The organism is Aeromonas sp. V90_14 (assembly GCF_029967615.1).
Taxonomy (GTDB): domain Bacteria; phylum Pseudomonadota; class Gammaproteobacteria; order Enterobacterales; family Aeromonadaceae; genus Aeromonas; species Aeromonas hydrophila.
On the sequence record NZ_JASCAS010000043.1, the window covers coordinates 120,488 to 145,266 of the forward strand.

A 24,779-nucleotide genomic window follows, 5' to 3' on the forward strand; every position below is an offset into this window, starting at 1 on the left:
GCAACCTCTGCCCCCCTTGGCGCACACCGCCCCCCCCTTTGCCATCCGCCTGCGCAGATGCACCTTTCATTTGCACTATTTAGCTAAGCGAGAGTGGCGATTAATTGACCCAAGCCAAGATAGCGCGCTTGCTGCCCCCTAGAATGGGCCGGTAACAATCACAAAAAATAAAAACAAATCTATCAGTTACTTGGCTCAATCAGGATGCACTCATGACCACAACCCAACGGGAGGGGGAGATACGTTTCCCCGACCACCTGTCACTGATCTCGACGACCGACCCCGCCAGCCACATTACCTACGCCAACCAGCACTTCTGTGACGTGGCCGGTTATCACCCCGCCGAAATGGAGGGGGTGCCCCACAATCTGGTACGCCACCCCGACATGCCCAAGGCCGCCTTTGCCGACATGTGGCAGCGACTGCGCCAGGGCAAAAGCTGGATGGGGCTGGTGAAGAACCGCGCCAAGAGCGGCAAGTTCTACTGGGTCAACGCCTATGTCACCCCCATCCTCAACGAACAGCGACAGATCATCGAGTACCAGTCGGTACGCACCCGCCCGAGCGAGCACGACATCGCCTGGGCGGAGCAGCTCTACGCCCACATCCGGGCCGGCAAGGCGCTACCCTGGCTGAGCCGGCTCGCCCTCGAACCCGGTCTGCTCACCCTGCTGCTGTCGGGCGGCGCCCTGCTCACCCTGTTGGCAGCCATCATCAGCGGCAATCCGCTGTGGGGAGCGCCAGGCGCACTGGCCCTGCTGGCCCAGATGCTGCACGGCTGGCGCCTGCAGCAGCGGCTCAACCGGCTGGCTCATACGGCTGGCGAAGAGATGGGCACCCCGCTTTGCCAGGTGCTCTACACCAGGCGGCGGGACACCCTGGCGGCCCTGGAGCTGGCGCTGCGCATGAAGCGGGCCGAGCTCAAGGCGGTGGTGGGGCGCAGCGCCGATACCAACCAGCAGATCCTGCAGGCCGCCGAGGATGACAGAGGCAATATCCAGACCATCGACATCCACCTGCAGCAGCAGCGGGCCCAGAGCGAGCAGCTGGCCGCCGCCATCACCGAGCTCAGCCACTCCATTCGCGACGTGGCGAGCAATGCCCATCAGGCCAGCGAACTGGTGGGAGAGGTGCAGCAGGTCTCCGCCGAGGGGTTGCGGGCGCTCGCCACCACCCAGTCCTCGGTCGATCAGCTCCATCACGAGCTCGACGCCAACCACGCCGTGCTGGCCCGGCTGACCGGCGACAGCCAGAAGATCAGCGGGATCCTGGAGGTGATCAGCCAGATCGCCGATCAGACCAACCTGCTCTCCCTCAACGCCGCCATCGAGGCGGCGCGGGCCGGCGAGCAGGGGCGCGGTTTTGCGGTGGTGGCCGACGAGATCCGGGCGCTGGCCCAGAAGACCCGCAGCTCCACCGGCGAGATCAACGAGATGATCCAGGCGCTGCAGCAGACGACCCGTCAGCTGGCCGACGGCATGAGCCAGGGCGCCCAGACCTCGGACCGCTGCCAGCAGCACGTGGGGACCACCGCCGAGGTGCTCAACCAGATCAACCGCATGCTGGCCCGGGTCACCCACACCAGCGACGAGATTGCCCAGGCCGTCAGCCAGCAGGCGGATGTCACCAGCACCCTGGACAAGGGCATCCACCAGATCCATCAGCTGGCCAGCCACACCGCCGACAACAGCCGCCAGGCACTCGACGGCATCACCCTGCTGGTGGAGCGGCTGCATGCCCTCTCCCGCCTGATCAACCAGTTCCAGCACTGACCGCCTTGCAGGGGCGTGCCGCCCGGCACGCCCGCTTCACCTCATTTGTCCTGACCTCCCCCGTCCCTTTGGCCGTTGCCAACCCCATGGGTTAACACCTCCCCATATGGGGCCTTTCATTTATTTGTAACAAAAATGCAAATGAAATGACCTCTGTGCCCGCCATAACAGTCACTTTCCAGCGTGCCTCCACCAAAAGGACTTCATGATGCACAAACCCCTCAGTTATGCCGCCCTGCTGCTGGCCAGCCAGTTTCCGCTGCAAGCGCTGGCCGACACCGACGTTTACCTCACCAACAACAGCCCGGATCCAGTCCAGCTGGAGATCCGCCAGAGCGGCTCCGGCCAGCTGCAGGCCGGCAGCCAGTGGCTTCAGCACAGAACCGAGCTGGGCCCCTGGGAGAGTGCCATGGTGCTCAGCTTCAACCGCTACGAGGGGGTGAAGGCGGGCAAGAGCTATCTGTTCGAAACCCGGGTCACCACTCCCGGCGGTGACACCTATCGCCTCAACCAGAAGATGGAAGGCACCTGGTGGAACAGCACCCTGCAACACGGCGGCGAGACGCCGGCAGACAACTCCGGCTGGCAGAGCGATCGCACCATCCACCGCCTGAGCGGGCCACAGGAGCTGGCCTTCGCCGCCAAGTTCACCGGCCGCTACGACGATCTGCACTATATGCTCACTCCGCCACAAAAGCGGGAGCAGCCGGAACCGGCGGAGAGCAAGCTCAAGGTGGCCAGCTACAACGTCTGGGCGCTGCCGGTGATCGCCTCCAGCATCGGCGAGCGACTGGCGCTGCTGCCCGAGTACCTCAAGGGTTATGACGCCCTGCTGTTGCAGGAGGTGTTCGATGGCCGCCGCGAGGGCTTCCTGCAGGCACTGGCCAAGGAGTATCCGTACCAGACCAGGGTGCTCGACAAGCCGGGGGTCAACATCCATGACGGCGGCGTGGTGATCGTCAGCCGCTATCCCATAGTGCGCGAGGCCCAACTGGTCTATCCCCAGTGCACCGGCACCGACTGCTTCGCCGACAAGGGGGTGATGTATGCGGAGGTGATCAAGGGGGGCAAGGCCTGGCACCTGTTCGCCACCCACACCGCCAGCTTCGACACCGACGAGGCGCGCCGGCTGCGCCAGATCCAGTTCGGCCAGATCCGCACCCTGGCCGCCAGCCTGAAGATCCCCGCCAGCGACACCGTCATCTACGGCGGCGACTTCAACGTCAACAAGCGCAAGTTTGCCGACGACTACGCCGGCATGCTGGCCAATCTCAACGCCGACGAGCCGGGTTATGGCGGCTACACCGAGGCCACCTTCGATCCCAGGATCAACCCCTATGCCGGCGGTCCGCTCTCCGGCGGTGCCAACGTGGAGTACCTCGACTATCTGGTGGTGAGCCGGGAATACGGCGCCGTGCGCCACAACCTCAACAGCGTCTGGATCCCGCGCAGCAGCGATGGCAGCCTCTGGCCCGCCAGCAACCTCTCCGATCACTTCCCGGTCAAGGGAGAGATCAGCCGATGAAGCGCCGCTACGGCTTGCTGGCACTGGCGGTGCTGGCCTTGTTGCTGCTCAACCTAAGCTGGCAGGAGGCGCCAACGCGGCCGACACACACCGGCCAGAGCGCTCAGCCAGCCGCCACAGAGGCACCACAGACACAGCCGCCATTGCCCCCCGCTACCGACCAGCTTGCCGCCACCGCCGTACCAGCCGGCCCTGCGCCTGCGCCTGCCAGCTGGCGCGAGCTGCCGGACGAGATGAACCGGCAGCTCGCCAGCGAGGTGAGCGACAGCGAGCAGCCGCTGGCCGAGCGGCTCGCCAATCTGGAGGCGATAGAGGCCCAATGGCTGAGCGAGGGGGAGAGCCTGTTCCGGCTGCAGGGGCGCTACGCCCTGGCACTCGAGCAGCTGGCGCAGGAGCACGAGCAACTGCCGCTGGCCGAGCGACTGGCCGCCCTCACCCGCTTGCAGGATGAGTGGGCGGCGGATCATCCAGATCTGGCGGCCGAACTGTTCAACCCGGCTGCCCGCTTGCAGCAGGCGCGCCAGCTGTGGGGGGACGAGGAACTGACGACCCTGGCCCACCACTTCCTGCCGGCCGGGCAGGCCGAAGCGACCGTGCAGTTTGCCGCCAGCCGACAGCAGCAGCTGGCGCAGCGCAGCCACTACCAGCAGCAGCTGACCGAGCTGGAGCAGCAGCTGGCGGCCAGTAGGGGCAACATGGACGAGGCAAGCTGGCAGCAGCACAGGGAGGCGGTACTCGGCCAGTTTCGGCGCGACTTCTTCGCCCAGACGCCGGAGCAGCCCTGAGCGGGCAACGGCTCAGGGCATCTGATCCCGACAAGAAAAAGGGCCCGTCAGGGCCCTTCGCATTTTCCCGCCATCAGGCCAGCGGGTAACTGGCCGCCAGCCCGTTCTCGCAATGCCAGTTGGCCCACAGCTTGTTGTCGGTGCCCATCAGCAGGGTGGCAAAGTTGCGGGTACGCAGGTAGACGGGGGCGCCGAACGGCTTGATAAGCTCGGCGCGGATCAGCCGGTTCTCGTCGAGGTATTCGGCATCGTCGTTGGTCATGGCGAGGATCCCCATCCACTGGAACTGGGTGGGACAGGGGTGGACGATACCGGAGGAGACCAGCTGGTGCACGTTGAGCACCCCGTCCCGCTTGTCCTGGATCACCCCGAGGCAGCCCACGTGCACGTCGCCGGAGAGGATCAGGGTCTTACAGCCAGCATCCTGCTGGCGCCGGATCCTGGCATTGTCCAGCAGCCGCATGATGAGCCGGGCCCGCTCCCCCTGATGGTCCTTGGCCCGCCAGTGATCCTTGAGATCGTCGGTCAGCTCCTCCTCCCAGGGGGTGGCATCCAGCGCCGCCTCGGTGAAGGAGAAGTCACGATAGACCACGGGCACCCCCGCCAGCACCAGCAGGTGGCCCGCATCGCAGGCGGCCAGCGCGTCGTTGATCTGATCCCACTGGGACGGGCTCATCACCTGGGCGCGGGTCCGGTTGGCCCGGTTGTCCAGCGCCAGGATCTGGTAGCCCCGAAAACTGAGCCGCCAGGAGTGGTGGCCCAGCTTGACCGGGTCCAGCAGGGAGACGTTGGCAACGGAGCGCAGCTGGAACAGCCGGAAATAGCGGGACGCGGCGGCATAGATGACCCGGTAGACGTCACAGCCCTGCAGATTGTCTGGCGACTCGGGATAGCTGCCCCAGCCATCGAAGATGTCGTGGTCATCCCACATCATGGCGCTCGGGATCCGGGCCAGCAGGCGCGCCACCTCGGGCCGCCCCCACTGCTTGCAGTAGAGATCGCAGTAGAAGCGATCGAGCTGCTCTTCCATGGTGCGAGTCGCCTTGCGTTTGACCTTCTCCGCCATGTCCAGCTCGTTCCAGGCCTTGAGGCTGGGCACCGTGGTCCAGAGGGAGTCGGCATAGACCTGATCGCCCCCCATCAGCAGCAGCGAGAAGGGATGCGTGGCGTGCTCGGCAGCCAGCTTGTCCCACATCACATAGGGCTGCGGGGTGGAGGTGAGCAGCTTGAAGTCGGAAAAACCGTTGCAGGAGGCGTACCCGATGCGTACCCGCTCCGCCGACCCAGGCAGATGAAACTGCCAGCGATCCTCACCGGCCAGATCCCGGGCGGGCTCCCCGTCCAGCAGGATCTGGTACTCCACGCTCGAACCCGCCTCGGCCGGGGTTGCCGTCCAGCTGACCCGCCAGAAGCCGCCCCTGGGAGTATCCGCCTGTTTGCCGGCGGCCAGCAGGCTGCCGTTGATCCTGACCCCGGCGCCCTTGCAGTCAGGCCCCGCCAAAAAACAGATGCTGTATTGCGTCTCCGCTTCGAGCCCCAGCAGGGGCCCCATCACCAGACTCGCCATTGCCTATCCCTCCGTGGTTGAACCCATGGAGCATAGTGAAACGGGCGTCCTTTGGTACTGCCCAAGCGGGCAGTCCATCTTTGGTCAGGCTTGTCCTAGCCCTTGCTCTTGAACTGTTTGGCGCTGCGCTTGGCCTGGGTACGACGATTGGCCTGCTTGTCACGGGGGGCGCGCTTGCCCTCCCCGCTGGCTGGCTGATCGGTGACCGGGAAGCCGGCGAGCTCGGCCAGCGGCAGCTCGCGGCCGGTGAGGGTGCGGATCGCCGCCAGGGTGTCGGCCTCGCCATGGCAGGTGAGCGAAATGGCGAGCCCGCTGCGTCCGGCCCGGGCGGTGCGGCCGATGCGGTGCACGTAGACGGGGGCGCTGGCGGGCAGATCCAGGTTGATCACCAGCGGCAGCGCCTCCACGTGAATGCCGCGCGCCATCAGATCGGTGGCCACCAGCACTCGCACCTTGCCCGCCTTGAAGTCGCCGAGCGCCTGCTCGCGCACCGCCTGCTCCTTCTCGCCGTGCAGCGCCGCCACCGCGATGCCCGCCTTGGCCAGCTTGCGGGCCACCCCGTCCGCGTCGTCCCGCGCGCTGATGAAGACCAGCACCTGCGGCCACTCGTGGGCCTTGAGCAGGCTGATGAGCGCCGGCACCTTGCTGCTCTTGTTGACCAGATAGAGGCGCTCCTCGATGTCGTCGGCCACGCTGTTGCGGGGATCCGCCTCCACCCGCACCGGCTCGTTCAGCAGACCGGTCGCCAGCGCATCCAGCTCGGCTGGCAGGGTGGCCGAGAACAGCAGGGTCTGACGCTCGACCGGCATGGCATTCAGCAGCCACTGGATGTCGGGCCAGAAGCCCATCTCCAGCAGCCGATCCGCCTCGTCCAGCACCAGATGGCGCAGCTGGCTCAGACCCAGCAATTGCTGGGCCAGCAGATCCCGCAGTCGCCCTGGGGTCGCCACCAGCAGTTGCGGCCCCAGCGCCAGTTCGGCCTGTTGCAGCTCTTGCGCCACCCCGCCGCACAGGGTCACCAGCCGCAGACCCAGCCCGGCGGCCGACCCCTGCAACGCCTCGCTCACCTGCACCGCCAGCTCTCGGGTCGGCACCAGCACCAGCCCCTGCACCCGATCGCTGGCCGGATCGAGGCGCTGCAGCAGCGGCAGGCCGAACGCCAGGGTCTTGCCGCTGCCGGTGCGGGCCAGTGCCAGCAGATCCCGTCCTGCCAGCGCGGCGGGAATGGCCAGTTGCTGCACCCGGGTCGGGCACTTGAGGTCGGCGGGCAGGGTCGCCAGCAGGGCGGGGGCGAGGGCTAGTTCATCAAAAGTCATGGGGCTACGCAGCTATCGACAGAATAGGGAGGTGGGGGCGAAGTCTAGTGAGCGGCAGACCATAAGTAAAATCCCATCCATCGCGGCCACTGGCCCGCACCCGGCCCGCCATGAGCAAAGCGGGCCTGACTACACTTCAGGGAACCTCCCCCGGGGACGTGACCAGACCATGACCAGACATCCCTCTCTGCTGCTGTTGCTGCTGCTTTGCCTGACGGGGCTGACCAGCCTCAGCCTCTCCCGCGCCGACACGGCGCCCGCCCCCGCCGCCAAACCGGTACGCATCCTCAACGCCCACCTCGGCGAGCTGCCGGGGCTCATCAACGCCGACAAGACCGGCCCCTTCGTCGATCTGGTGCGCGCCATCGATGATCTCTACCCCGAGGTGAGCATCCGGATCACCATCTATCCCCTCGCCCGGGCCATGGCCGGAGTGATCGCCGGCACCGCCGACTTCAGCCTGCCCGCCATCCGCAATCTGCAGGATGCCGACCTGCTGCCCTATCGCTTCAGCACCCGCAGCTTCGGCAAGGTCACCCACGTGCTCTACAGCAATACCGACCACCTCATCACCCCCGACATGGCCTACGGCATAGTGCCCACCAAACGGGATCTGCTGATCGAGGCGACCCCCGGCTTTCTGCCCATTCCGCTGCAACGGTCGATGAGCATAGAGCAGTCCCTGCGCAAGCTCTCGCGCGGGCGCATCGACGCCTTCATCTGGGCCCAGGAGGAGGCCGACCTGATGCTGCGCCAGCTCAAGCTGACCAACATTCACCGGGAGCACCTGGGGGATTTCGAGGATGTCTTCATCATCGCCAAGGGGCCTACCGGGGATGAAACGGATCGCTTCCTCGGCGAGGCAATCGAGCGACTCGCCGCCTCCGGCAAGCTGGCAGAGATCTACTCAAGGCTGCACCGCCCCCATGTCGAGTGGCAACCCCAGCCGGAGCCACTACCCGCCAAAGACGCGACCAAATCCCCCTGACTGTTCCATAAAAAAATCCCGCCGGGGCCATGCCTCGGCGGGATTTTTGTCAGTCTGCCTGCTTACAGTACGGCCAGGGCGGCGGCGTAGTTCGGCTCGTCGGCGACTTCGGCCACCAGCTCGCTGTGCAGCACCTTGTTCTCTTCATCCAGCACCACGATGGCGCGGGCAGCCAGACCCACCAGCGGGCCGGAGGAGAAGGCCACGCCGTAGTCCTGCAGGAAGGCGGCACCACGCAGGGTGGAGAGGGTCACTACCTTGTCCAGCCCTTCGGCGCCGCAGAAGCGGGACTGGGCGAACGGCAGGTCGGCGGAGATGCACAGCACCACGGCGTTGTTCAGCGCGCTGGCCTGCTCGTTGAACTTGCGCACGGAAGTGGCGCAGGTCGGGGTATCGACGCTCGGGAAGATGTTCAGGATCTTGCGCTGACCGGCGAAGCTCGCCAGGGTCAGATCGGAGAGATCCTTGGCCACCAGGGAGAACGGCTTGGCCTGCTCGCCAGCGACCGGGAAGTGACCGGCGACGGAGACAGGGTTGCCTTGCAGGGTAACGGAATTGCTCATGTTATGTCCTTGATTATCGAGGGAGGATCAGGCCCTCCAGTATAGGCCTGCCGGGCGGGGACAAACACCCGCCAACCACAGGGATATCGCCTCTGCCGGCAGCCTGTTGCGAGGCGCGGGAGAAAGGAGCTTGACCTTGGACTTAACACCAAGGTTTACACTCGGCTCAGTTATCGAAGATCTCGCACCGGCGGGATCCATCCAAGAGGGACTCATCATGAGCAAATCCTGCTGCAGCCATCAACACGCCGCCGCCCCCATCAAGGCCGTCAGCAAGAGCGCTGCGCCCCAGGCCGAGCACCAGCACGACAGCCACTGCTGCGACCAGGCAGCACCGGTCAGCTGCTGCGCGAGTCAGGCCCCCCATGATCATCAGGATCATGCCGCCAGCGACGCTCCCGAGGGGGAAGAGCCCCCCAGAGGGGGTTGTTGCGCCACTCCGCCGCCCACCCATACCCATGCCCATGACGGGGAGCACGACCACCATGAGCATGCTGTCGCGGCAGAACCTCCGCTGGACGCCCCCGAGCAGAACAGCCGCCGCCACAGCTGGCAGGTACTGGGGATGGACTGCCCCAGCTGCGCCCGCAAGATAGAGACCGCCGTCAGCCGGGTGAGCGGCGTGCAACAGGCCCGCGTGCTGTTTGCCACCGAGAAGCTGGTGGTGGATCTGGCCCCCGGCCTCTCCCCCGATCCCGTCACCGCCGCCGTGCTGGCCGCCGGCTTCCAGCTCAAGGGCGAGCGCAACGGCAAGCAGGAACCCGGCCGCGAGCGCGGCCCGCTGCAGACCCTGCTCGCCAAATATTGGCAGCCGCTGTCGCTGGCCGGCCTGATGCTGGTGGCGGCCCTGCTGCCGAGCCAGATTGGTCAGCCGCTGTTTACCCTGGCCACCCTCTGGGGGTTGTGGCCCATCTCCCGCAAGGCGTGGGCGCTGACCAAGAGCGGCTCCCCCTTCGCCATCGAAACCCTGATGACGGTCGCCGCCGTGGGGGCCCTGTTCCTCGGCGAAACCGCTGAAGCGGCCATGGTGCTGCTGTTGTTCATGCTGGGCGAACATCTGGAGGCCTACGCCGCCGGCCGCGCCCGCGCCGGGGTCACCGCCCTGATGGCGCTGGTGCCCGACAAGGCGCTGCGCATCCGCACCACTGCCGAGGGCGAGGTGCGCGAAGAGGTCGGCGCCGACCAGCTGCGCCCCGGTGACATCATCGAAATCGCCCCGGGCGCCCGCCTGGCCGCCGATGCCCGCCTGCTCGACGCCCTCGGCGCCTTTGACGAGAGCGCCCTGACCGGCGAATCCATCCCGGTGGAGCGCCGCCAGGGTGACAAGGTGCCTGCCGGCAGCCTGGCGGCGGATCGGGTGCTGCGCCTCGAGGTGGTGTCAGAACCCGGCAACAACGCCATCGACCGCATCCTGCATCTCATCGAAGAGGCCGAGACCCAGCGCGCCCCCATCGAGCGCTTCATCGACCGCTTCAGCCGCTGGTATACCCCGGCCATGATGCTGGTTGCCCTGCTGGTGGTGCTGGTACCGCCGCTCGCCTTCGGCCAGAGCTGGGACGAGTGGGTCTATCGCGGGCTGGCGCTGCTGCTGATCGGTTGCCCCTGCGCCCTGGTCATCTCCACCCCGGCGGCGGTCACCTCGGCACTGGCGGCAGCCACCCGGCAGGGGGCCCTCATCAAGGGGGGCGCTGCGCTGGAGCGCCTCGCCCACATCGATACCGTGGCCTTCGACAAGACCGGCACCCTGACCCTGGGCAAGCCGCAGCTGACCGAACTGGTGAGCCTCAATGGCCAGCCTGAGGCCGAACTGCTGGCACTGGCGGCGGCCATCGAGCAGGGCTCCCACCACCCGCTGGCCCGCGCCGTGGTAACGGCGGCCAGCGAACGGGGCCTCAGCCTCGCTACGGCCCAGGCGCTGCGCGCCCTGCCCGGCATGGGCGTGGAAGGTCGCATCGACGGCACTCTCTGGCAACTGCTGGCACCAAACCGGGTCGCCACCCTGGATGCCGCGATGCAGGCCCGGGTCGCCACCCTGGAGCAGCAAGGCAAGACAGTCGTGGTGCTCGGTCAGCCTGACGCCGCCCCGGCCGCCCTGCTGGCCCTGCGCGACCAGATCCGGCCGGAAGCGGCTGCGGCGCTGCAAGAGCTCAACCAGCTCGGCCTGCAGAGCATCATGCTGACCGGTGACAACCCCCGCGCCGCCGAGGCCATCGCCGGTGAGCTAGGCATGGGCTGGCGCGCCGGCCTGCTGCCGGAGGGCAAGGTCGATGAAATCGCCAAGCTCGGCCTCAGCCAGAAAGTCGCGATGATCGGCGACGGCATCAACGACGCGCCGGCCATGAAGCGGGCCAGCATCGGCATCGCCATGGGAGGCGGTACCGACGTGGCGCTGGAGACCGCCGATGCGGCGCTGACCCACAACCAGCTCGGCGGGGTCGCCGCCATGATCCGGCTCTCCCGTGCGGCACTGGCCAACATCCACCAGAACATAGCGCTGGCGCTGGGGCTCAAGGCCATCTTCCTGGTCACCAGCCTGCTCGGCATCACCGGCCTGTGGATTGCGGTGCTGGCCGACACAGGCGCCACCGCCCTGGTCACCGCCAACGCCCTGCGCCTGCTGCGCAAGCGCTAAGCCGGCCGTTAACGGCACAACCAACAGCCGCCCCAACGGGGCGGCTTTTTTATTGCCTCGCCCACAGCAAAGAAAAAGCGCGGCTGCCGGTCGGCAGTCGCGCTTTGCTTACTCTCTCGGAGTTATCCCACCCTTGGCGAGGTGGAATTCAACCCTGGGGTGCCGAGCCAGCCCCGGGCTTGATGGGAATGACTACTTGACGCTGCACTCCTGGATCACAGCGGTACCGGCCTTGGTGCCGGCCGGGTCAACCTTCACCAGCACGCTCCACAGCCCCTGCGGCAAGGTGATGCTGTTGTTGGCACTGCCCGGCTGGGAGAAACCGATGGCATAACCCGTCTCCGCCGTTACCGCGCCGCCACCGTTGAGCAGGTACTCCTTGCTCCAGTCCTCGTTGGCCACCTTGAACTCGGTGCTGCCGGTGTAGTTGAAGGCCGCCTGATAGATGGCCAGATCGCCGTCCATCCCCTTGTAGCTCAACTGGTACTGGGGCTGAGCGGCCCAGCCGGAGAGCTCGCCCTTGACGAACAGGTTGTAGCCGAGCGGATTGCCCGCCACCGTGTCCAGCACCTTGCAGCTCTGCACCGGCTCGGTGAAGCTGACGCTCAGGGTCGGCTTGTCCTTGTTCATGGCGGTAAACACGAACTTGTAGCTGCCCGCCTTGGCCAGATCGAGCCCGATGTTGCCGGTATCGCCACCCTTGCAAAGGGTCAGCGGAGTGCCGACCACCAGCTTGTCACCCGCATTGCAGCTGCCGTAGTTGAGGGGACCCCAGCTGGCATCCGCGATCTTGACGTTGGTGGTGCCCAGCTTGTCGCTGCTCACCTCGGTGGTGAACTCGTACATGAAGTTGCTGCTGAAGGTCATCTGGTTGGTGTTGCCCCACTCATTGAGGAACCCCTTCAGATAGACGGCGGTGTCACCGAACGGCGGTACCGTGCTCAGATCAGTCTTCTTGCCGACCGGCAGGCCAGTGCCCTGGGCACCGCTCTGCGGTTTGACGAACACCGCTGCCGACCAGGCACCCAGGGTCAGGGTACCGCCATTGACGGCCGCATCGCGGGCGATGCTCTCGCCGCCATGGTGGGCCGGGCTCAGCTGCAGGCTGGTCAGGTCGATGGGCTGATCGTTGCCGTCACGGAAGTCACTGATGCTCTGGGGAGCATTGGTGGCGTTGATCATCACCACCAGACCGTCGATGGCCGGATCCAGATCCGCCCCCGCATTGATGCCGTCATCCACCGTCATCACGATGAGGCCGGGCTCCTGATCCGGGCCGGTATTGCGGAAGTCGACCCGCTTGATCACCTCGGCGCCGCTGCCCAGACGCAGCAGACGTGAGGATTGACGCAGCTCGGCCAGCTCCTGATAGAAGCCCACCATGGTCGCCATGTCGGCACCGCTCGGCTTGACGTGCTTGCCGAGTACTTTCTCGATCAGCGGATAGTTGTCGCCATCCTTGTCCTTGCGCGGCAGCCCCTTGTCGAAGTTGTTGTCGGCCAGGGTGTAGTCGACCCGGTTGTACCAGTCACCCGAGTCGTAGCTGTCCCGCTCCATGGACTTGGAGCGCAGCAGCTCGACACCGGCGTGGGTGAAGGGAATGCCCTGCCCCAGCATGGCGGTGGCGAGCGATACCCCCTGCATCCGCACCAGATCGGCCCCTTGCGGCGCCTTGTAGATCAGGTTGTCGAACAGGGTCTGGTTGTCGTGCTTGTCGACGTAGTTCTGGATTTCGGTCGGATCCTGGGCGTAGCCCGCCGGTTGACCGTTGTAGTCGATGTCGGAGCCCTTCTTCGGCATCCCGTCCTTGTCGGTCAGGATGAAGTCCTTGAGGTTGCCGGCCATGCCGAGGCGCACCAGATCGGCCTGATGCAGGGCAGTAGCGCGATCGACACCGTCCATCTCGTTGGCATCCACCAGGGCGCCGTTGCCAAAGCCCTGGGTCTTGCGAATGGTGTCGCCGCCGTCGAACGGACTGCCGCCGCGCACCGCATCCCGCAGCCGGTCGGAGAAGGAGCCGATGCCGGTGCCGGCCAGGTGTTTCTGGGTCGCCTGCACGAAGCGCTTGTCATCCTGCACCTCGCCGAAGTTCCAGCCCTCGCCGTAGAAGTACATCTCGGGGTTGACCTGCTTCACCGCGGCCAGCGCCTGCACCATCTGATCTTTCGGGTGGTGGCCCATCAGGTCGAAGCGGAAGGCGTCGATCTTGTAGTCGCGCGCCCAGGTGACCAGAGAGTCATCCATCAGCTTGGCGAACATGGCGTGTTCCGGCGCCGTGTTGGAGCAGCAGGTGGAGTTCTCCACCGAGCCGGTCTCCGGATTGAGGCGCTGATAGTACCAGGGCACTATCTTGTCGAGCACCGACTTGGGTCCCAGGCCCGCCTCGTTGGTGTGGTTGTAGACCACGTCCATCACCACGTTCATGCCGATGTTCTGCTTGATGGCCTTGACCATTTCGCGGAACTCCAGGATGCGCTGGCTGCCCTCGGCGTTGGTGGCGTAGGAGCCTTCCGGGGTGGTGTAGTGGTAGGGGTCATAACCCCAGTTGAAGGAGTCGACGCCGCGCAGATAGCCGTAGAGCTCCTGCACCTGTGGGTTCTCCTTGCTGTCGCCTCCTTGCAGATCGCCAAGCACGGCCTCGATGGTCTGGCCGCTGCTGCAGTAGCTGGCGAACTTGGAGTTCTGCACCTCGGGGTTGACCTGGCACAGCTTGCCGAAGTCGTCGCTGATGTTGGCGACCTTGGCCGGATCCTCGTTGACGGTGGCGATGTCGAACACCGGCAGCAGGTGCAGGTGGCTGACGCCGCTCTTGGCCAGCGCCTGCAGGTGCTTGACCGGCGCCGTGTCAGTGTCGGTCAGGCCGAGGAACTTGCCGCGGTGCTCGGCCGGGGTGGAGTCGTCGTTGCCGGTCAGATCGCGGACATGGGCCTCATAGATGGTGATGTCGGCGGGGTTTTGCTGGCTGTGGGGTGCCTTGAGGCTGTCCCACCCTTCCGGCTTGAGGGCCGGATCGTTGAGATCCACCACCTGGCTGAACTCGGAGTTCATCGCCAGGCTCAGGGAGTAGGGGTCGGTCACCTGATAGGATTCCAGCTTGCGGCTGACCGGGTGATAGACCTGGATGTCGTAGCGGTAGAACTTGCCCACCAGCTCGCTGCCACCCTGCACGCTCCAGCTGCCGCTGGCCTCGTCCAGGGTCATGGTGCGCTCGCCGAGCGGCTTGTGCTGGCCGTCGAACAGCGCCAGCTTGACCGACCTGGCGGTCGGCGCCCACAGCCGGAAGGTGACATTGCCCCCCTCGACCACGGCGCCATAAGTCAGCTTGGTGGCCGCTTCGCTGTAGAGGGCATCGAGGGCGCCGGCGCTCTGCACCAGGGTCGCCCCCTGCAGAATGCCGTCGGCATCGGTGCCGATGGCCACCAGTTCACCCTTGAGCAGCGGCTTGAGGTCCTTGCCAGCTGGCAGGGCGAAGGCGGCGGCATCCTTGAGGTGCGGATACTTGGCCTGCTGCTCGGCGGTCAGGCTGGTCGGAGCAAGGGTGATGTAGGGGAAGTCGAACACCCCTTCCGCGTTGGCCTTGATGGTGCCGGACTCGGTGTAATAGAGGCGCACATGGGGCTTGTCCTTGCCCCCTTGCCAGATCAGGGTGTTGCCGTCGATCAGGTGGGCACTGGCGCCCGCCACACCGAAGGCGGCGGTGAAGGCCTCGGCGCGGCTGCCGAAGATCTCGTTCTTGCCGGCGACGATGGCCACGGTGCGGTCCGGGTGATCGCTGAAGACCACCTTCATGTCGCTGCCGGTCAGGTTGGCCAGATCGCCGTTGCGGGCGATGAAGTTGATGCAGCCTTCCAGCTTGCTAAGGGGCACCACCCAGCTGGGGCCGAAGCCGTCAGCCGCGGCCGGGGTGTTGACCTTGTCATCCCAGCCCGCGTTGAGGCCGCTCTCGGCGGTGGCGCTGCAGGCGTCGTTGTTCCACAGGTGCAGGCTGTAGTTGGCGAAGGGGCCAGTGACCCCGCGCGCCGCACTGGTCTGGGTATCCACCAGGGCGATCACCGCCTGATCGGGCCCGGCCACCAGTTGCTCGGCAGGGGGTTGCACATTGGGTAGACGGGCGACGGGGCCGTCCGTGGGGTCAGGGGTGGAGGGGGAGGAGCTGTTGTCATTGCAGCCGGACAAAAGCGCGAGCAGTGAGGCTGTTACCAGCGCCACTTTGGTCTTTTTCATATCCATTTTTTTATAATTCCCGCTGTAGTTAGTCTCGATATCCGAGTACCCGGTCATTGCCGAGCGGTGCCATATTAATCAGCAGAAATCGTTTCAAATGTGAGCAGGGGGGCAAAAAAGTTAACCGCTTTCAACAAGATAACGTTTTCATAACGAAAATCGGATCGGGCTCACAGACCTGCCGCCCGATTCGGCACATACCTGCGGGCAGAGCCATGATGTCTGGAAAAATTGATTTCCGATCAAATGGATAAGTGGATACGGCAAGAGAGAGGGAGCCACGACAGATGAAGCGGATTGAAGAGCAGGCCAGGCGGCTGGACCTGGAGTATCAAGAGATTGCCCAGCTGTTTGACCAATTTTGTCAGCAGGCGGGGACGCTCGCCGAGCAGTACCACTTCTTCAACTGGCCGGATTATGAGGATACCCCGCCCCTCGCCCGGGCCTTCACCCTGCTGGGGGAGCCACGGGAGCTGCGGCTGCGCTGCCAGCCGGGGGAGCGCGGCAGTTTGAGCGGGCTGATCCAGGTGTGCGGCGAGGAGGGCACCATCCACGCCAGCCTCGGCTTTCGGGCCGACGGCCACCTGCTGCTGGAGTCGGGCCGGCTGCTGGACAACCCGCCCGAGCTGCTGCTCAAGCTGCTGCTCGGCGCCATCTGGCAGCACAAACCGGAGGATGTGCAGGGCCAGCCGCACTGAGCCAGAAAAAGCAGGAAGGGGCCTTGGCCCCTTCCTGCTGTTGCGAGCGGTCAACCGGCCAGGATCAGGCGGCGCTCACCTCTATGGTGACGTGCACCAGCTCCTCGTGGATGGCGAGCCGGGCGCGGATCTCGCTGGCGGAAACCGGCGCCGCCATCAACAAAGAGAGCACGCAGGCATACTGCTGCTGGCCCACCCGCCAGACGTGCAGATCGCGCACTTCGGCGTCCGGCAACTCGGCGATCACCTCGCGGATCTCCGCCACCAGCGGCGCATCCATCTCGGCATCCAGCAGCACCCGGCCAGAGTCGCGCAGCAGGCCCCAGGCCCACACCGCCACCAGCCCGGCCCCCACTATGCCCATCAGGGGATCCAGCCAGTCGGCCCCCCACAGCATGCCCCCCACCAGCGCCAGAATGGCCAGCACCGAGGTAGCCGCATCCGCCAGCACGTGGATGTAGGCGGCGCGCAGGTTGAGATCCTGATGACCGTGATGCTGGCCATGATCGTGCGGGTGAGCGTGGTCGTGATGATCATGATGGTGGTCGTGACCGTGCCCATGGTGGTGACCGTGATCATCCTTGAGCAACCAGGCGCAGGCCAGGTTCACCAGCAGGCCGACGATGGCGATGACGATGGCCTGCTGATAGTGGATCGGGCTGGGATCCAGCAGCCGGAACACCGACTCGAACAGCATCATGCCGGCCACCCCCACCAGCAAGAGGGCGCTGGTAAAGCCCCCCAGCACCTCGATCTTCCAGGTACCGAAGCTGAATCTGTGGTCGCGGGCGAAGTGGCGGGCGGCGCGGTAGGCCAGCACCGACAGGCCGAGCGCCAGCGCGTGGGAGCTCATGTGCCAGCCGTCGGCCAGCAGCGCCATGGAGTTGTAGAACCAGCCGCCGCCGATCTCCGCCACCATCATGATGACGGTCAGCAGCACGGCCCAGCGGGTCTTCTGTTCGGCCAGCGGATTCCCTTCGTGGACGACGGGTTGGTGGCAGTGGGATGAGACAAGGGATGACATGGATTTCTCCTGAGGACGACAATGCAATATACTATACCCCAGTATAGTTTTATTGATCGAGAGGATCTTGCATGTCACACACCATTCACGGCAAGAAGAAGCTGCTGGCGCGGGTGCGCCGCATCAAGGGGCAGGCTGGGGCACTGGAGAGCGCGCTGGAGCAGGAGAGCGACTGCGCCGCCATCTTGCAGCAGATCGCGGCCATTCGCGGCGCCGTCAACGGCCTGATGCTGGAGGTGCTGGAGGGCCACATGCGCGAGCATCTCGGCGCCGAAGAGGCGACCCCGGCCGAGCGGCTTGAGGATCTGGATCAGGTGGTGCGGGTACTGCGATCCTATCTGAAGTAGAGCCGGTGGATGAGGCCATGCGTAGCCCCGCCTCATCCCGTTTACGGCTGGGCGGTGTCGGCCCGCCAGCCCGCTCCCCTTTCAGACTTGAGCCCTCGCCGGCTTTACGCCATGATGACCGCCGATCATTGATCGCCATACCCTGGATTCCATTTCGCAAGGACCCCCCATGTTTGAACACGTCGATGCCTATGCTGGCGACCCCATCCTGACCCTGGTCGAGACCTTCCACAAAGACACCCGCGAGCAGAAGGTGAACCTGGGGATCGGCCTCTATTACGACGAGCAGGGCCGCATTCCGCTGCTGGCCTCGGTACAGCAGGCCGAAGCCCAGCGCGCCGCCGCCCCGACCCCCCGCCCCTACCAGCCGATGGAAGGCGCCGCCAACTACCGCACCGCGGTGCAGCACCTGCTGTTTGGCGCCGACCACGAAGCGGTCAAGGCGGGTCGCATCGCCACCATCCAGACCATCGGCGGCTCGGGTGCCCTGAAGATCGGCGCCGATCTGCTCAAGCGCTACTTCCCGACCTCCGAGGTGTGGGTCAGCAATCCCACCTGGGACAACCACAAGGCGATGTTCGAGGGCGCCGGCATCAAGGTGCACGACTACCCCTACTACGATGCAGCCACCGGCGGCGTGCAGTTTGACGCCATGATCGACTGCCTGAGCAGCCTGCCGGCGAAAAGCATCGTGCTGCTGCACCCCTGCTGCCACAACCCGACCGGAGTGGATCTCTCCCGTGCCCAGTGGGACCAGGTGATCGCGCTGGTGGTCGAGAAGAATCTCATTCCTTTCATGGACATCGCCTATCAGGGCTTCGGTGACGGGCTGGAAGAGGATGCCTACGCCATTCGCGCCATGGTGGCCGCCGGCGTCAGCTTCTTCGTCAGCAACTCCTTCTCCAAGAACCTCTCCTTCTACGGCGAGCGTTGTGGCGGCCTGTCGGTCATCTGCCAGGATGCCGAAGAGGCGAGCCGGGTGCTGGGCCAGATGAAGGCCACCGTGCGCCGCAACTACTCCAGCCCCCCCACCCACGGCGGCCAGATCACTGCGGCCGTGATGAACGATGCCAGCCTGCATGCCATGTGGGTCGGTGAGGTGACCGAGATGCGCACCCGCATCAAGGCGATGCGCGAGAAGCTGTTCGAGGTGCTGAGCGCCAAGGTGCCGGGCCGCGATTTCAGCTACTTCATCAACCAGCGCGGCATGTTCAGCTACACCGGCTTCACCCCGGAGCAGGTGGACAGACTGCGCGAGGAGTTCGCCGTCTACCTGGTGCGCTCAGGTCGCATGTGCGTGGCGGGCCTCAACAGCCGCAACGTCGACTACGTGGCCGACGCCATGGCCGCCGTGCTCAAGGGCTGATCCCCGCAAGCCCCGCTCAGGCGGGGCTTTTTGTTTGTCCCGTTTGCTTGTGGAACCGTTATGGATCTCATTGCCCTCTCCCGCCTCGGCGGTCGCCATCTGGTTACCCTGCATCTGCTGCTCGACAGCCAGAGCGTCACCCGCACCGCCGAGCGGCTCTGCACCACCCCCTCCACCGTCAGCAAGACCCTCAACCAGCTGCGGGATCTGCTCGGCGATCAGCTGCTCTACCGCCAGGGCAACCAGCTGTTGCTGACCCCGTTCGCCGAGCGGCTCGGCCCCACCCTGCACCGGCTGCTGAGCGAACTGAACGGCCTCACCGGCCAGGGCGGGTTCGATCCCGCCAGCTGGCAGGGGCAGCTGAAATTCGCCCTGCGCGAGAGCGGCATGGTCTGGCCCATGGGGCCCATTCTGGCGCAGCTGATGCGCGAGGTGCCGGGTCTGGTGCCCGACATTCGCAACAAGGATGAGCAGGGGCTGGCGGCCCTGGCGGCGGGCAAGCTGGACTTCGTGATCCTGCCCCACGATCAGAGCCAACCCCTGCCCCGCCAGCAAGGGCTGGTGTGGGAGACCCTGCGCGAGGACAAGCTGGTCTGCCTGCTGCGCGCGGATCACCCGGCGCTGGCGCGATCCTGGGATCTCGATGCCTACCTGAGCTGGCGCCATATCGCCATTCGCGATCAGGAGCTGGCCAATCCCTTCTTCGAACAGAGCCTGGCCCAGTTGCAGGTGCGCCGGCAGATCGCCGCCATCCTGCCGGATTTTGGCAGTGCGGCAGCCCTGCTGCGCCAGAGCGATCTGATCCTCACCGCCATCGGTGGCTGGGCCGAGCAGGCGGCCCCCCACGCTCTGGTGAGCAGGCCGGTCCCCTTCGATTACGGCGCCGTCACCCACAGCCTGGTATGGTACGGCCCCGCCGGAGAAGAGCCGGCCCGGCGCTGGTTCCGCCAGCGCATCCTGCAACTGGCCCGCGAGCTGGGATGAGGACGACCATGCCCGGCACACGCTGGCCGGGCATGGTGGGTGTCAGGGTTTCTTGGTGTAGATGGGGCTGGGGAAGGGAGAGACGTTGTTGCCCAGTTCGGTGATGCGGGCGGCCCCCTGCTTGCGCACCTGATCGACCCGCAGCACGTGGTGCATGGGGATCATGGTGCGATTGACGTCGGCAAATTCACTCTTCAACTTCTCGTGGCTGGGGTCGACGATGAGCGCCGTGTGGTTGTCCCACACGAAGTTGGCGATCTCGATGAAGCCGAACAGCTGACCCTGGCTCACTTCCCTGACATAGACTTCGTAACGCTCGTTGTGACAAATGAACTGCACTCGATATAAGGCGTTGGATTCACTCATGTTCGTCTGTTGATGGTGGGCGATTGACCCATTCTAGCCGCCACCTCGCAGAGCTCAAATAGACAGCAATCACAGTTACGTCATCTCAAGACTCAGGCAGCAAAAAAGCCACGCCAAACCGCTCGGTTCGCCGTCCAATCTTGCCTTGTAGTATCAAATCCCTTTGCGATCAGTTGATTAGCACCCGGCTATTCAGAGCAGGGGCGGCAGGCTGACCGGGCCAAGCCCGGCCATCGTCAGCGCAGCAGCCAGCTGCTCCAACTCCTCTCGCGCCGCCTCTGGCCAGCCCTGCGCCGTCCCGCGCACGCCGTGATGGCGAAAGCCGTTGAGGCGGATGGGTACGGGCCCGAGGGAGAGCAAGAAGGCGGCGAGCCCGCCCTCCAGCGTGCCGTCGGCGGCGAGATAATCGCTCTGCCCCGGCACCTGCAGCAGGCGCACCTCCGCCAGCTTGCCCGCCTGCGCCAGCAGTTGCAGCGACGCCAGCACCCGCTCGCGGCCATAGCCGGTCAGCGTGTGATGCACAGCGTCGCGCCACCCCTTGAGATCGATCATGGCGCCGTCCAGTACCGGCAGCAGCCGCTGCCAGCCAGCCTCGGCGAGCGAACCGTTGCTGTCGAGCAGGCAGCCGAGATGGGCCAGATCCGGCGCCTCCTTGATGGCCGTAAACAGCGCGATCACGAACGGCAGCTGGGTGGTGGCCTCACCGCCGGAGATGGTAATGCCGGTCAGCAGCGGGCCGTAGCGGCGCAGCAGGGCCAGCACCTCGGCCACCGTCATGGTGGCGGTCTTGGGGCTGGCGCTGCGGGGGCAGACATCGAGACAGGCATCGCAGTCGGTGCATTGCGCCGCCTGCCAGCTCACCCGCCCCCCGTGCAGGGTCAGCGCCCCGCTCGGGCAGCCGGGCACGCAGTCACCGCAATGATCGCAGAGGCCGATGGTGTGCGGGTTGTGACAACCGGGGCAGGCGAAGTTGCAGCCCTGCAGAAACAGCACCAGCCGGTTGCCGGGGCCGTCCACGCAGGAGAAGGGCAGCCAGCGGCTCACCGTCGCGGTGCGCGCCGCCCCTGCCCGCCTGCCGCACTCAGTAGTCACACAGGGTCGCCTCGCGCCCCACCACCCGCGGCGCCCGCTGGCGGATCCCGGTCAGTTCGCTCGCCTCGGCGCCGAGGCAGGTGGTCTGCAGCCGCGATCCCTCGGTCGCGAAGCGGGCCACGTCGCTCTTGCGGATCATGTAGCCGGTCACCCGCACCAGATCGCTGTCCGCCACGTTGGCGGTGAACTCGCGCATGCCGATGGCGAGCGCCCCCTTGCAGAGCTGCAGCAACGCCTGCGGGTTCTGGCGGATGGTGGGATCCAGGGTCAGGATCTCGCTGATCCCGGAGTGATAGAAGCCGTGGTGTGGCGCCAGCGCCAGCACGTGGCTGGCGGGATCCGGCTCCTCGCCATAGGGGATGCGTACCCCGGGGGTCACCCCGCGATCCACGCTGAGCCCGCCCTGGGAGTGGAGCAGGGCGCGACCGCCCCAGGCGTGCACCTGCGGCGTTTCGCTCACGTGGCGGGCGAGCTGGGCCGAGATGCGGTAGCCCAGCTGGTTCGCCTCCTCGTCACGGCCGTAGCGCTCCGGCAGATTCTCCTTGTCCATCAGAAGGTTGACCGCCTCGGCCATGCCGTAGATGCCGAACATGGGCACGAAGCGATCCTCTTCCAGCAGCCCCTCCTGCACCAGGAAACTGTCGAAGAAGCCAGACTCCTGGTGCAGGAAGGCGGCACGCGCCTCGATCAGACGGGAGGCGAGGCGGCAGTAGTGGGGCAACAGGCAGCCCAGGAAGTCGTCGATACCGTGGGCCTGCTCGGCCACCCGCTTGAGGGAGACCCGCACCAGGGTGTTGGCGCCACCCGCCTGGGGCAGGGCGTTGTAGCAGCTGACGATGCCGAAGCCGCGCTCATCGAAGGTGTTGCGATGAAGCGGGTAGTTGGCGATATGAGGCTTGCTGCAGGCCGCGATGTTCTTCACCCCCTGCAGCAACAGGCTGTCCGGGGTCTGCGCCGGATCGTGGAACAGGGTGAGGTTGGGGGCCACCTGCTTGAGATCGCCGTCGATGCGCAGGATCAGGCGGCAGAGCCGGTTGTCATCCGGGCCTATGTTGACGTGCATGAAGGCATCCGGTAGCACCCGGTCCAGGTAGATCCAGAACCCCTTCAGCTTGCGATAGAGGGCCTCGTCATCCAGCTCACCGACGAAGGGCAGCAGCAGGTGGTCGAGCCGGCCCAGCCAGACCGGCATGCCGGTGACGGAGGGCACGTGGTGGTAGAGGATGCGCAGGGCATCGAGCGCCTCGTCAAAATCCTGCGGCGGTGCCAGCTCCAGCCAGGCCGAGCCCTGGCGCAGAAACTTCTCGTAATCCGGCAGCACATAGCGCGGCTTGTAGGGGGCGTGCCCCTCGAACATGTCGCAGACAAAGCCCTTGGCCATCGCCTCGCTCACCTCGGCGGGCAGCTCGGGATAGGGCAGCGCATTTTCGGCGGCCAGCGCCAGGGCATGGCTCTTCTGGGCCGGTGACAGCAGGGGATCGCGCACGATGCGCTGGCAGGTTTCGGTGAAGGACATGGCTCGCTCCTCGACGGATGGGAGCTAAATCCTCACACTTGAGAGGTGTTTTTTGAAGTGACATTCACAACATGGCGGATATCCAATAAAGACATCCGCCATGCAAGATCACGGGCCTAGCCCGGCCAGGGCAGCAGCTGGGCCACGCCCCCCTGCCAGCGCAGCAGGAAGAAGCCCCCCATGCCGACCACCACCACCAGCAGGGTCGGCAGCCGCAGCAGGGTCAGCGCCGTCACCAGCAGGGTGGCGACCAGGTAGTCCGGATCCCAACTCAGCCCAGTGCCAGGCTGATAGCTGAAGACGATGGGCAGCCAGATGGCGGTCAGCACCGACTGGGCCGAGAAGCTGAGGAAAGCCCCCATTTCGGCACCCGGCTGATAGCGGGTCAGCCGCGAGAAGAAGGCGAAGCGGTTGAAGAAGGTGATCAGGGCCAGCAGGCCTATCATCAGCCAGCTCATGATTACCTCCTCATCCGGTGCAGCACATAACCCACCAACATGCCGGAGAGCGCCGAGATGATGATATAGACCTCCGCCAGCAGCGGCTTGGTGAGCAGCGCCATGGCACCACTCACCAGGGTAGCCGCCACCATGGGCAGGTTCTTCATGGCGGGAATGGTCATGGCGATGAAAGTGGCGGCGATGGCGAAGTCCAGCCCCATCTGATCCAGTCCGTCGATGTACTGACCGGCGGCGATGCCGAGCAGGGTCGCCACATTCCAGAACAGATAGAAGACGAAGCCGGCGATGAGCGCATAGGCCGGATCGAAACGGCCGCTGCGCTCCCGGTCTTTGAGCGCCACCGCGAACATTTCGTCGGTCAGGAAGAAGGCCAGACTGGCGCGCCAGCGCAGGGAGAGCGGCAGCACGTCGCGGCGAAAGGTGAAGCCGTAGAGCAGATGCTGGGAGGTGATGACGAAGGTGGAGCCCATGATGGGCAACAGCGGCGTGCCCGCCCCGAACAGGGTGGTGGCCGAGAGCTGGGCGGCGCCGGCATAGACCAGCAGCGACATCAGCTGGGCCTGCAGCGGGCTCAGCCCCACCTGCAGCGCCAGGGCGCCGCACAGGATCCCCCAGGGGATCACCGAGACGGAGAGCGGCAAAATATCGATGGAGGCGCGCCACCAGAGCGCGCGGGTACTCTCGGCCCCGACGGGCCGGGAGCAGGTTGCTGATGGCATGGGATCATCCTTGTTGCGTCCACGGCGAGCCGGAAAAACTAGCACAGCAAGGGGACGGATACCAAGAGGCTGCGGGTAAAGAAAGAGGATGGAGTCAGAACAGGGGGAGCCAAAAAACAGAACGCCACCCGAAGGTGGCGCGCTGCAGAGAGTCAGGGCTGAATGACGATGGGGGTGCCGGGTTCGATGGCGTTCCACACTTCGTCCAGATCCTTGTTGAGCATGGCGATGCAGCCATTGGTCCAGTTGGACGGCTGCAGGCGGGTGTTGCCTATGCTGTTGCGCTGACCATGGATCATGATCATGCCACCCGGTCGCACACCCATCTCGTTGGCCGCCTTGATGTCGTCCAGATTCGGGTAGTTGATGTGGATGGCCTTGTAATAGTTGGAGTTGGTCTTCTTGTAGTCGAGGATGTAACGGCCTTCCGGCGTGCGCTGATCCCCTTCCCGCTGCTTGTGCCCCTTGGGAGCCGGACCCAGAGCGATCCAGTAGCGTTTGACCTCCTTGCCATCCTTCATCAGGGTCAGGCTATAACTCGATTTCTTCACCACCACCATATCGGCGGACAGGGTGGCAAAACTCAATGCGGGCCACAGCCCCAGCAAACACAGTAATACGGCTCTCATTCCATCCCTCGGCAAGCCTCTGGTAAGGGCTTTTCTGTTACCAAATCATCTGAACTGCACCGCCTCGTGTGGCGGGCGAGCGCCATCATATTGGATCGCCATCAATACTCAATATATCCAGAGAAACATATCCCGCGCCATCTTTTATAGATTGTTACAATTAACTGCCAAAACAACGGGATAACCCCCCTATCTCGGGATAGTC

At 65.3% G+C, this 24,779-nt stretch carries 20 protein-coding genes; 9 read left to right on the plus strand and 11 right to left on the minus strand.

Going from position 1 to position 24,779, the window contains the following annotated elements:
• Positions 1-212 precede the first annotated feature (212 nt).
• The 3 genes from QLG02_RS17420 to QLG02_RS17430 all read left to right on the plus strand — a co-directional run bounded on the left by QLG02_RS17420 (position 213) and on the right by QLG02_RS17430 (position 4,082).
• On the plus strand, positions 213-1,772 hold the full coding sequence (locus tag QLG02_RS17420; protein WP_282465741.1) for a PAS domain-containing methyl-accepting chemotaxis protein: 1,560 nt from the start codon (positions 213-215) through the stop codon (positions 1,770-1,772).
• A 208-nt stretch (positions 1,773-1,980) separates the two neighbouring features.
• Positions 1,981-3,297 (plus strand): sphingomyelin phosphodiesterase, encoded by a 1,317-nt coding sequence (locus tag QLG02_RS17425; RefSeq protein ID WP_282465742.1) that lies wholly within the window; start codon positions 1,981-1,983, stop codon positions 3,295-3,297.
• Positions 3,294-4,082 (plus strand): hypothetical protein, encoded by a 789-nt coding sequence (locus QLG02_RS17430; RefSeq protein ID WP_282465743.1) that lies wholly within the window; start codon positions 3,294-3,296, stop codon positions 4,080-4,082. Before QLG02_RS17425 ends, QLG02_RS17430 begins: the two co-directional genes overlap by 4 nt.
• Positions 4,083-4,155: 73 nt before the next feature.
• Here QLG02_RS17430 and QLG02_RS17435 read toward each other — a convergent pair whose 3' ends face one another.
• Together QLG02_RS17435 and QLG02_RS17440 are read right to left on the minus strand one after the other, a co-directional pair.
• A complete protein-coding gene (locus tag QLG02_RS17435) occupies positions 4,156-5,649 on the minus strand; it encodes an alkaline phosphatase D family protein (RefSeq protein WP_282465744.1) in 1,494 nt (497 codons plus the stop codon).
• Positions 5,650-5,744: 95 nt separating this feature from the next.
• Positions 5,745-6,965 carry a DEAD/DEAH box helicase gene (locus QLG02_RS17440; protein ID WP_282465745.1) on the minus strand — a complete coding sequence of 407 codons (1,221 nt, stop codon included), beginning with the start codon at positions 6,963-6,965 and terminating at the stop codon, positions 5,745-5,747.
• Positions 6,966-7,134: 169 nt separating this feature from the next.
• Here QLG02_RS17440 and QLG02_RS17445 point away from each other — a divergent pair, with 169 nt between their 5' ends.
• Positions 7,135-7,953 (plus strand): transporter substrate-binding domain-containing protein, encoded by an 819-nt coding sequence (locus tag QLG02_RS17445; protein WP_282465746.1) that lies wholly within the window; start codon positions 7,135-7,137, stop codon positions 7,951-7,953.
• 62 nt (positions 7,954-8,015) lie between these two features.
• On the opposite strand, the gene tpx is transcribed toward QLG02_RS17445, so the two are convergent.
• Positions 8,016-8,516 carry a thiol peroxidase gene (tpx, locus tag QLG02_RS17450; RefSeq protein ID WP_016349389.1) on the minus strand — a complete coding sequence of 167 codons (501 nt, stop codon included), beginning with the start codon at positions 8,514-8,516 and terminating at the stop codon, positions 8,016-8,018.
• Between the two features lie 217 nt (positions 8,517-8,733).
• Between tpx and QLG02_RS17455 the strand changes: the two genes are divergently transcribed.
• Complete coding sequence (locus tag QLG02_RS17455) at positions 8,734-11,148, plus strand: zinc/cadmium/mercury/lead-transporting ATPase (RefSeq protein WP_282465747.1); 2,415 nt, start codon at positions 8,734-8,736, stop codon at positions 11,146-11,148.
• A gap of 192 nt (positions 11,149-11,340) precedes the next feature.
• Here the strand turns inward: QLG02_RS17455 and pulA are convergent, their stop codons facing one another.
• Positions 11,341-15,378, minus strand: coding sequence for a pullulanase-type alpha-1,6-glucosidase (gene pulA / locus QLG02_RS17460; RefSeq protein ID WP_282465748.1), 4,038 nt, complete (start codon positions 15,376-15,378; stop codon positions 11,341-11,343).
• A gap of 281 nt (positions 15,379-15,659) precedes the next feature.
• Here pulA and QLG02_RS17465 point away from each other — a divergent pair, with 281 nt between their 5' ends.
• A complete protein-coding gene (locus QLG02_RS17465) occupies positions 15,660-16,070 on the plus strand; it encodes a hypothetical protein (protein ID WP_024944600.1) in 411 nt (136 codons plus the stop codon).
• Positions 16,071-16,134: 64 nt separating this feature from the next.
• On the opposite strand, the gene dmeF is transcribed toward QLG02_RS17465, so the two are convergent.
• Positions 16,135-17,094: a CDF family Co(II)/Ni(II) efflux transporter DmeF gene (dmeF, locus tag QLG02_RS17470; protein WP_257685458.1), complete on the minus strand. Its 960-nt coding sequence runs from the start codon at positions 17,092-17,094 to the stop codon at positions 16,135-16,137.
• 71 nt (positions 17,095-17,165) lie between these two features.
• Between dmeF and QLG02_RS17475 the strand changes: the two genes are divergently transcribed.
• The 3 genes from QLG02_RS17475 to QLG02_RS17485 all read left to right on the plus strand — a co-directional run bounded on the left by QLG02_RS17475 (position 17,166) and on the right by QLG02_RS17485 (position 19,791).
• A complete protein-coding gene (locus tag QLG02_RS17475; RefSeq protein WP_005308614.1) occupies positions 17,166-17,441 on the plus strand; it encodes a metal/formaldehyde-sensitive transcriptional repressor in 276 nt (91 codons plus the stop codon).
• A 169-nt stretch (positions 17,442-17,610) separates the two neighbouring features.
• Complete coding sequence (locus QLG02_RS17480; RefSeq protein ID WP_282465749.1) at positions 17,611-18,807, plus strand: amino acid aminotransferase; 1,197 nt, start codon at positions 17,611-17,613, stop codon at positions 18,805-18,807.
• A 60-nt stretch (positions 18,808-18,867) separates the two neighbouring features.
• Positions 18,868-19,791: a LysR family transcriptional regulator gene (locus QLG02_RS17485; RefSeq protein WP_017408990.1), complete on the plus strand. Its 924-nt coding sequence runs from the start codon at positions 18,868-18,870 to the stop codon at positions 19,789-19,791.
• A gap of 42 nt (positions 19,792-19,833) precedes the next feature.
• Here QLG02_RS17485 and QLG02_RS17490 read toward each other — a convergent pair whose 3' ends face one another.
• From QLG02_RS17490 to QLG02_RS17515, 6 genes are all read right to left on the minus strand, one after another.
• Positions 19,834-20,157 (minus strand): DUF1820 family protein, encoded by a 324-nt coding sequence (locus tag QLG02_RS17490; protein WP_011704589.1) that lies wholly within the window; start codon positions 20,155-20,157, stop codon positions 19,834-19,836.
• A gap of 192 nt (positions 20,158-20,349) precedes the next feature.
• Entirely contained in the window at positions 20,350-21,201 is an 852-nt protein-coding gene (locus QLG02_RS17495; RefSeq protein WP_282465772.1) for a YjjW family glycine radical enzyme activase, read from the minus strand.
• A 37-nt stretch (positions 21,202-21,238) separates the two neighbouring features.
• A complete protein-coding gene (locus QLG02_RS17500; RefSeq protein WP_282465750.1) occupies positions 21,239-22,765 on the minus strand; it encodes a YjjI family glycine radical enzyme in 1,527 nt (508 codons plus the stop codon).
• A gap of 116 nt (positions 22,766-22,881) precedes the next feature.
• Complete coding sequence (locus QLG02_RS17505; protein ID WP_282465751.1) at positions 22,882-23,223, minus strand: AzlD domain-containing protein; 342 nt, start codon at positions 23,221-23,223, stop codon at positions 22,882-22,884.
• Between the two features lie 2 nt (positions 23,224-23,225).
• Positions 23,226-23,945, minus strand: coding sequence for an AzlC family ABC transporter permease (locus QLG02_RS17510; RefSeq protein ID WP_041218167.1), 720 nt, complete (start codon positions 23,943-23,945; stop codon positions 23,226-23,228).
• A 152-nt stretch (positions 23,946-24,097) separates the two neighbouring features.
• Complete coding sequence (locus QLG02_RS17515) at positions 24,098-24,574, minus strand: L,D-transpeptidase family protein (RefSeq protein ID WP_024944607.1); 477 nt, start codon at positions 24,572-24,574, stop codon at positions 24,098-24,100.
• Between the last annotated feature and the right edge of the window lie 205 nt (positions 24,575-24,779).

Excerpts from the sequence above, each read along its gene's own strand:
- QLG02_RS17420 (WP_282465741.1), top strand. The coding sequence starts at position 213 with ATGACCACAACCCAACGGGAGGGGGAGATACGTTTCCCCGACCACCTG.
- QLG02_RS17425 (WP_282465742.1), top strand. The coding sequence starts at position 1,981 with ATGCACAAACCCCTCAGTTATGCCGCCCTGCTGCTGGCCAGCCAGTTT.
- QLG02_RS17430 (WP_282465743.1), top strand. The coding sequence starts at position 3,294 with ATGAAGCGCCGCTACGGCTTGCTGGCACTGGCGGTGCTGGCCTTGTTG.
- QLG02_RS17435 (WP_282465744.1), bottom strand. The coding sequence starts at position 5,649 with ATGGCGAGTCTGGTGATGGGGCCCCTGCTGGGGCTCGAAGCGGAGACG.
- QLG02_RS17440 (WP_282465745.1), bottom strand. The coding sequence starts at position 6,965 with ATGACTTTTGATGAACTAGCCCTCGCCCCCGCCCTGCTGGCGACCCTG.
- QLG02_RS17445 (WP_282465746.1), top strand. The coding sequence starts at position 7,135 with ATGACCAGACATCCCTCTCTGCTGCTGTTGCTGCTGCTTTGCCTGACG.
- tpx (WP_016349389.1), bottom strand. The coding sequence starts at position 8,516 with ATGAGCAATTCCGTTACCCTGCAAGGCAACCCTGTCTCCGTCGCCGGT.
- QLG02_RS17455 (WP_282465747.1), top strand. The coding sequence starts at position 8,734 with ATGAGCAAATCCTGCTGCAGCCATCAACACGCCGCCGCCCCCATCAAG.
- pulA (WP_282465748.1), bottom strand. The coding sequence starts at position 15,378 with ATGGATATGAAAAAGACCAAAGTGGCGCTGGTAACAGCCTCACTGCTC.
- QLG02_RS17465 (WP_024944600.1), top strand. The coding sequence starts at position 15,660 with ATGAAGCGGATTGAAGAGCAGGCCAGGCGGCTGGACCTGGAGTATCAA.
- dmeF (WP_257685458.1), bottom strand. The coding sequence starts at position 17,094 with ATGTCATCCCTTGTCTCATCCCACTGCCACCAACCCGTCGTCCACGAA.
- QLG02_RS17475 (WP_005308614.1), top strand. The coding sequence starts at position 17,166 with ATGTCACACACCATTCACGGCAAGAAGAAGCTGCTGGCGCGGGTGCGC.
- QLG02_RS17480 (WP_282465749.1), top strand. The coding sequence starts at position 17,611 with ATGTTTGAACACGTCGATGCCTATGCTGGCGACCCCATCCTGACCCTG.
- QLG02_RS17485 (WP_017408990.1), top strand. The coding sequence starts at position 18,868 with ATGGATCTCATTGCCCTCTCCCGCCTCGGCGGTCGCCATCTGGTTACC.
- QLG02_RS17490 (WP_011704589.1), bottom strand. The coding sequence starts at position 20,157 with ATGAGTGAATCCAACGCCTTATATCGAGTGCAGTTCATTTGTCACAAC.
- QLG02_RS17500 (WP_282465750.1), bottom strand. The coding sequence starts at position 22,765 with ATGTCCTTCACCGAAACCTGCCAGCGCATCGTGCGCGATCCCCTGCTG.
- QLG02_RS17505 (WP_282465751.1), bottom strand. The coding sequence starts at position 23,223 with ATGAGCTGGCTGATGATAGGCCTGCTGGCCCTGATCACCTTCTTCAAC.
- QLG02_RS17510 (WP_041218167.1), bottom strand. The coding sequence starts at position 23,945 with ATGCCATCAGCAACCTGCTCCCGGCCCGTCGGGGCCGAGAGTACCCGC.
- QLG02_RS17515 (WP_024944607.1), bottom strand. The coding sequence starts at position 24,574 with ATGAGAGCCGTATTACTGTGTTTGCTGGGGCTGTGGCCCGCATTGAGT.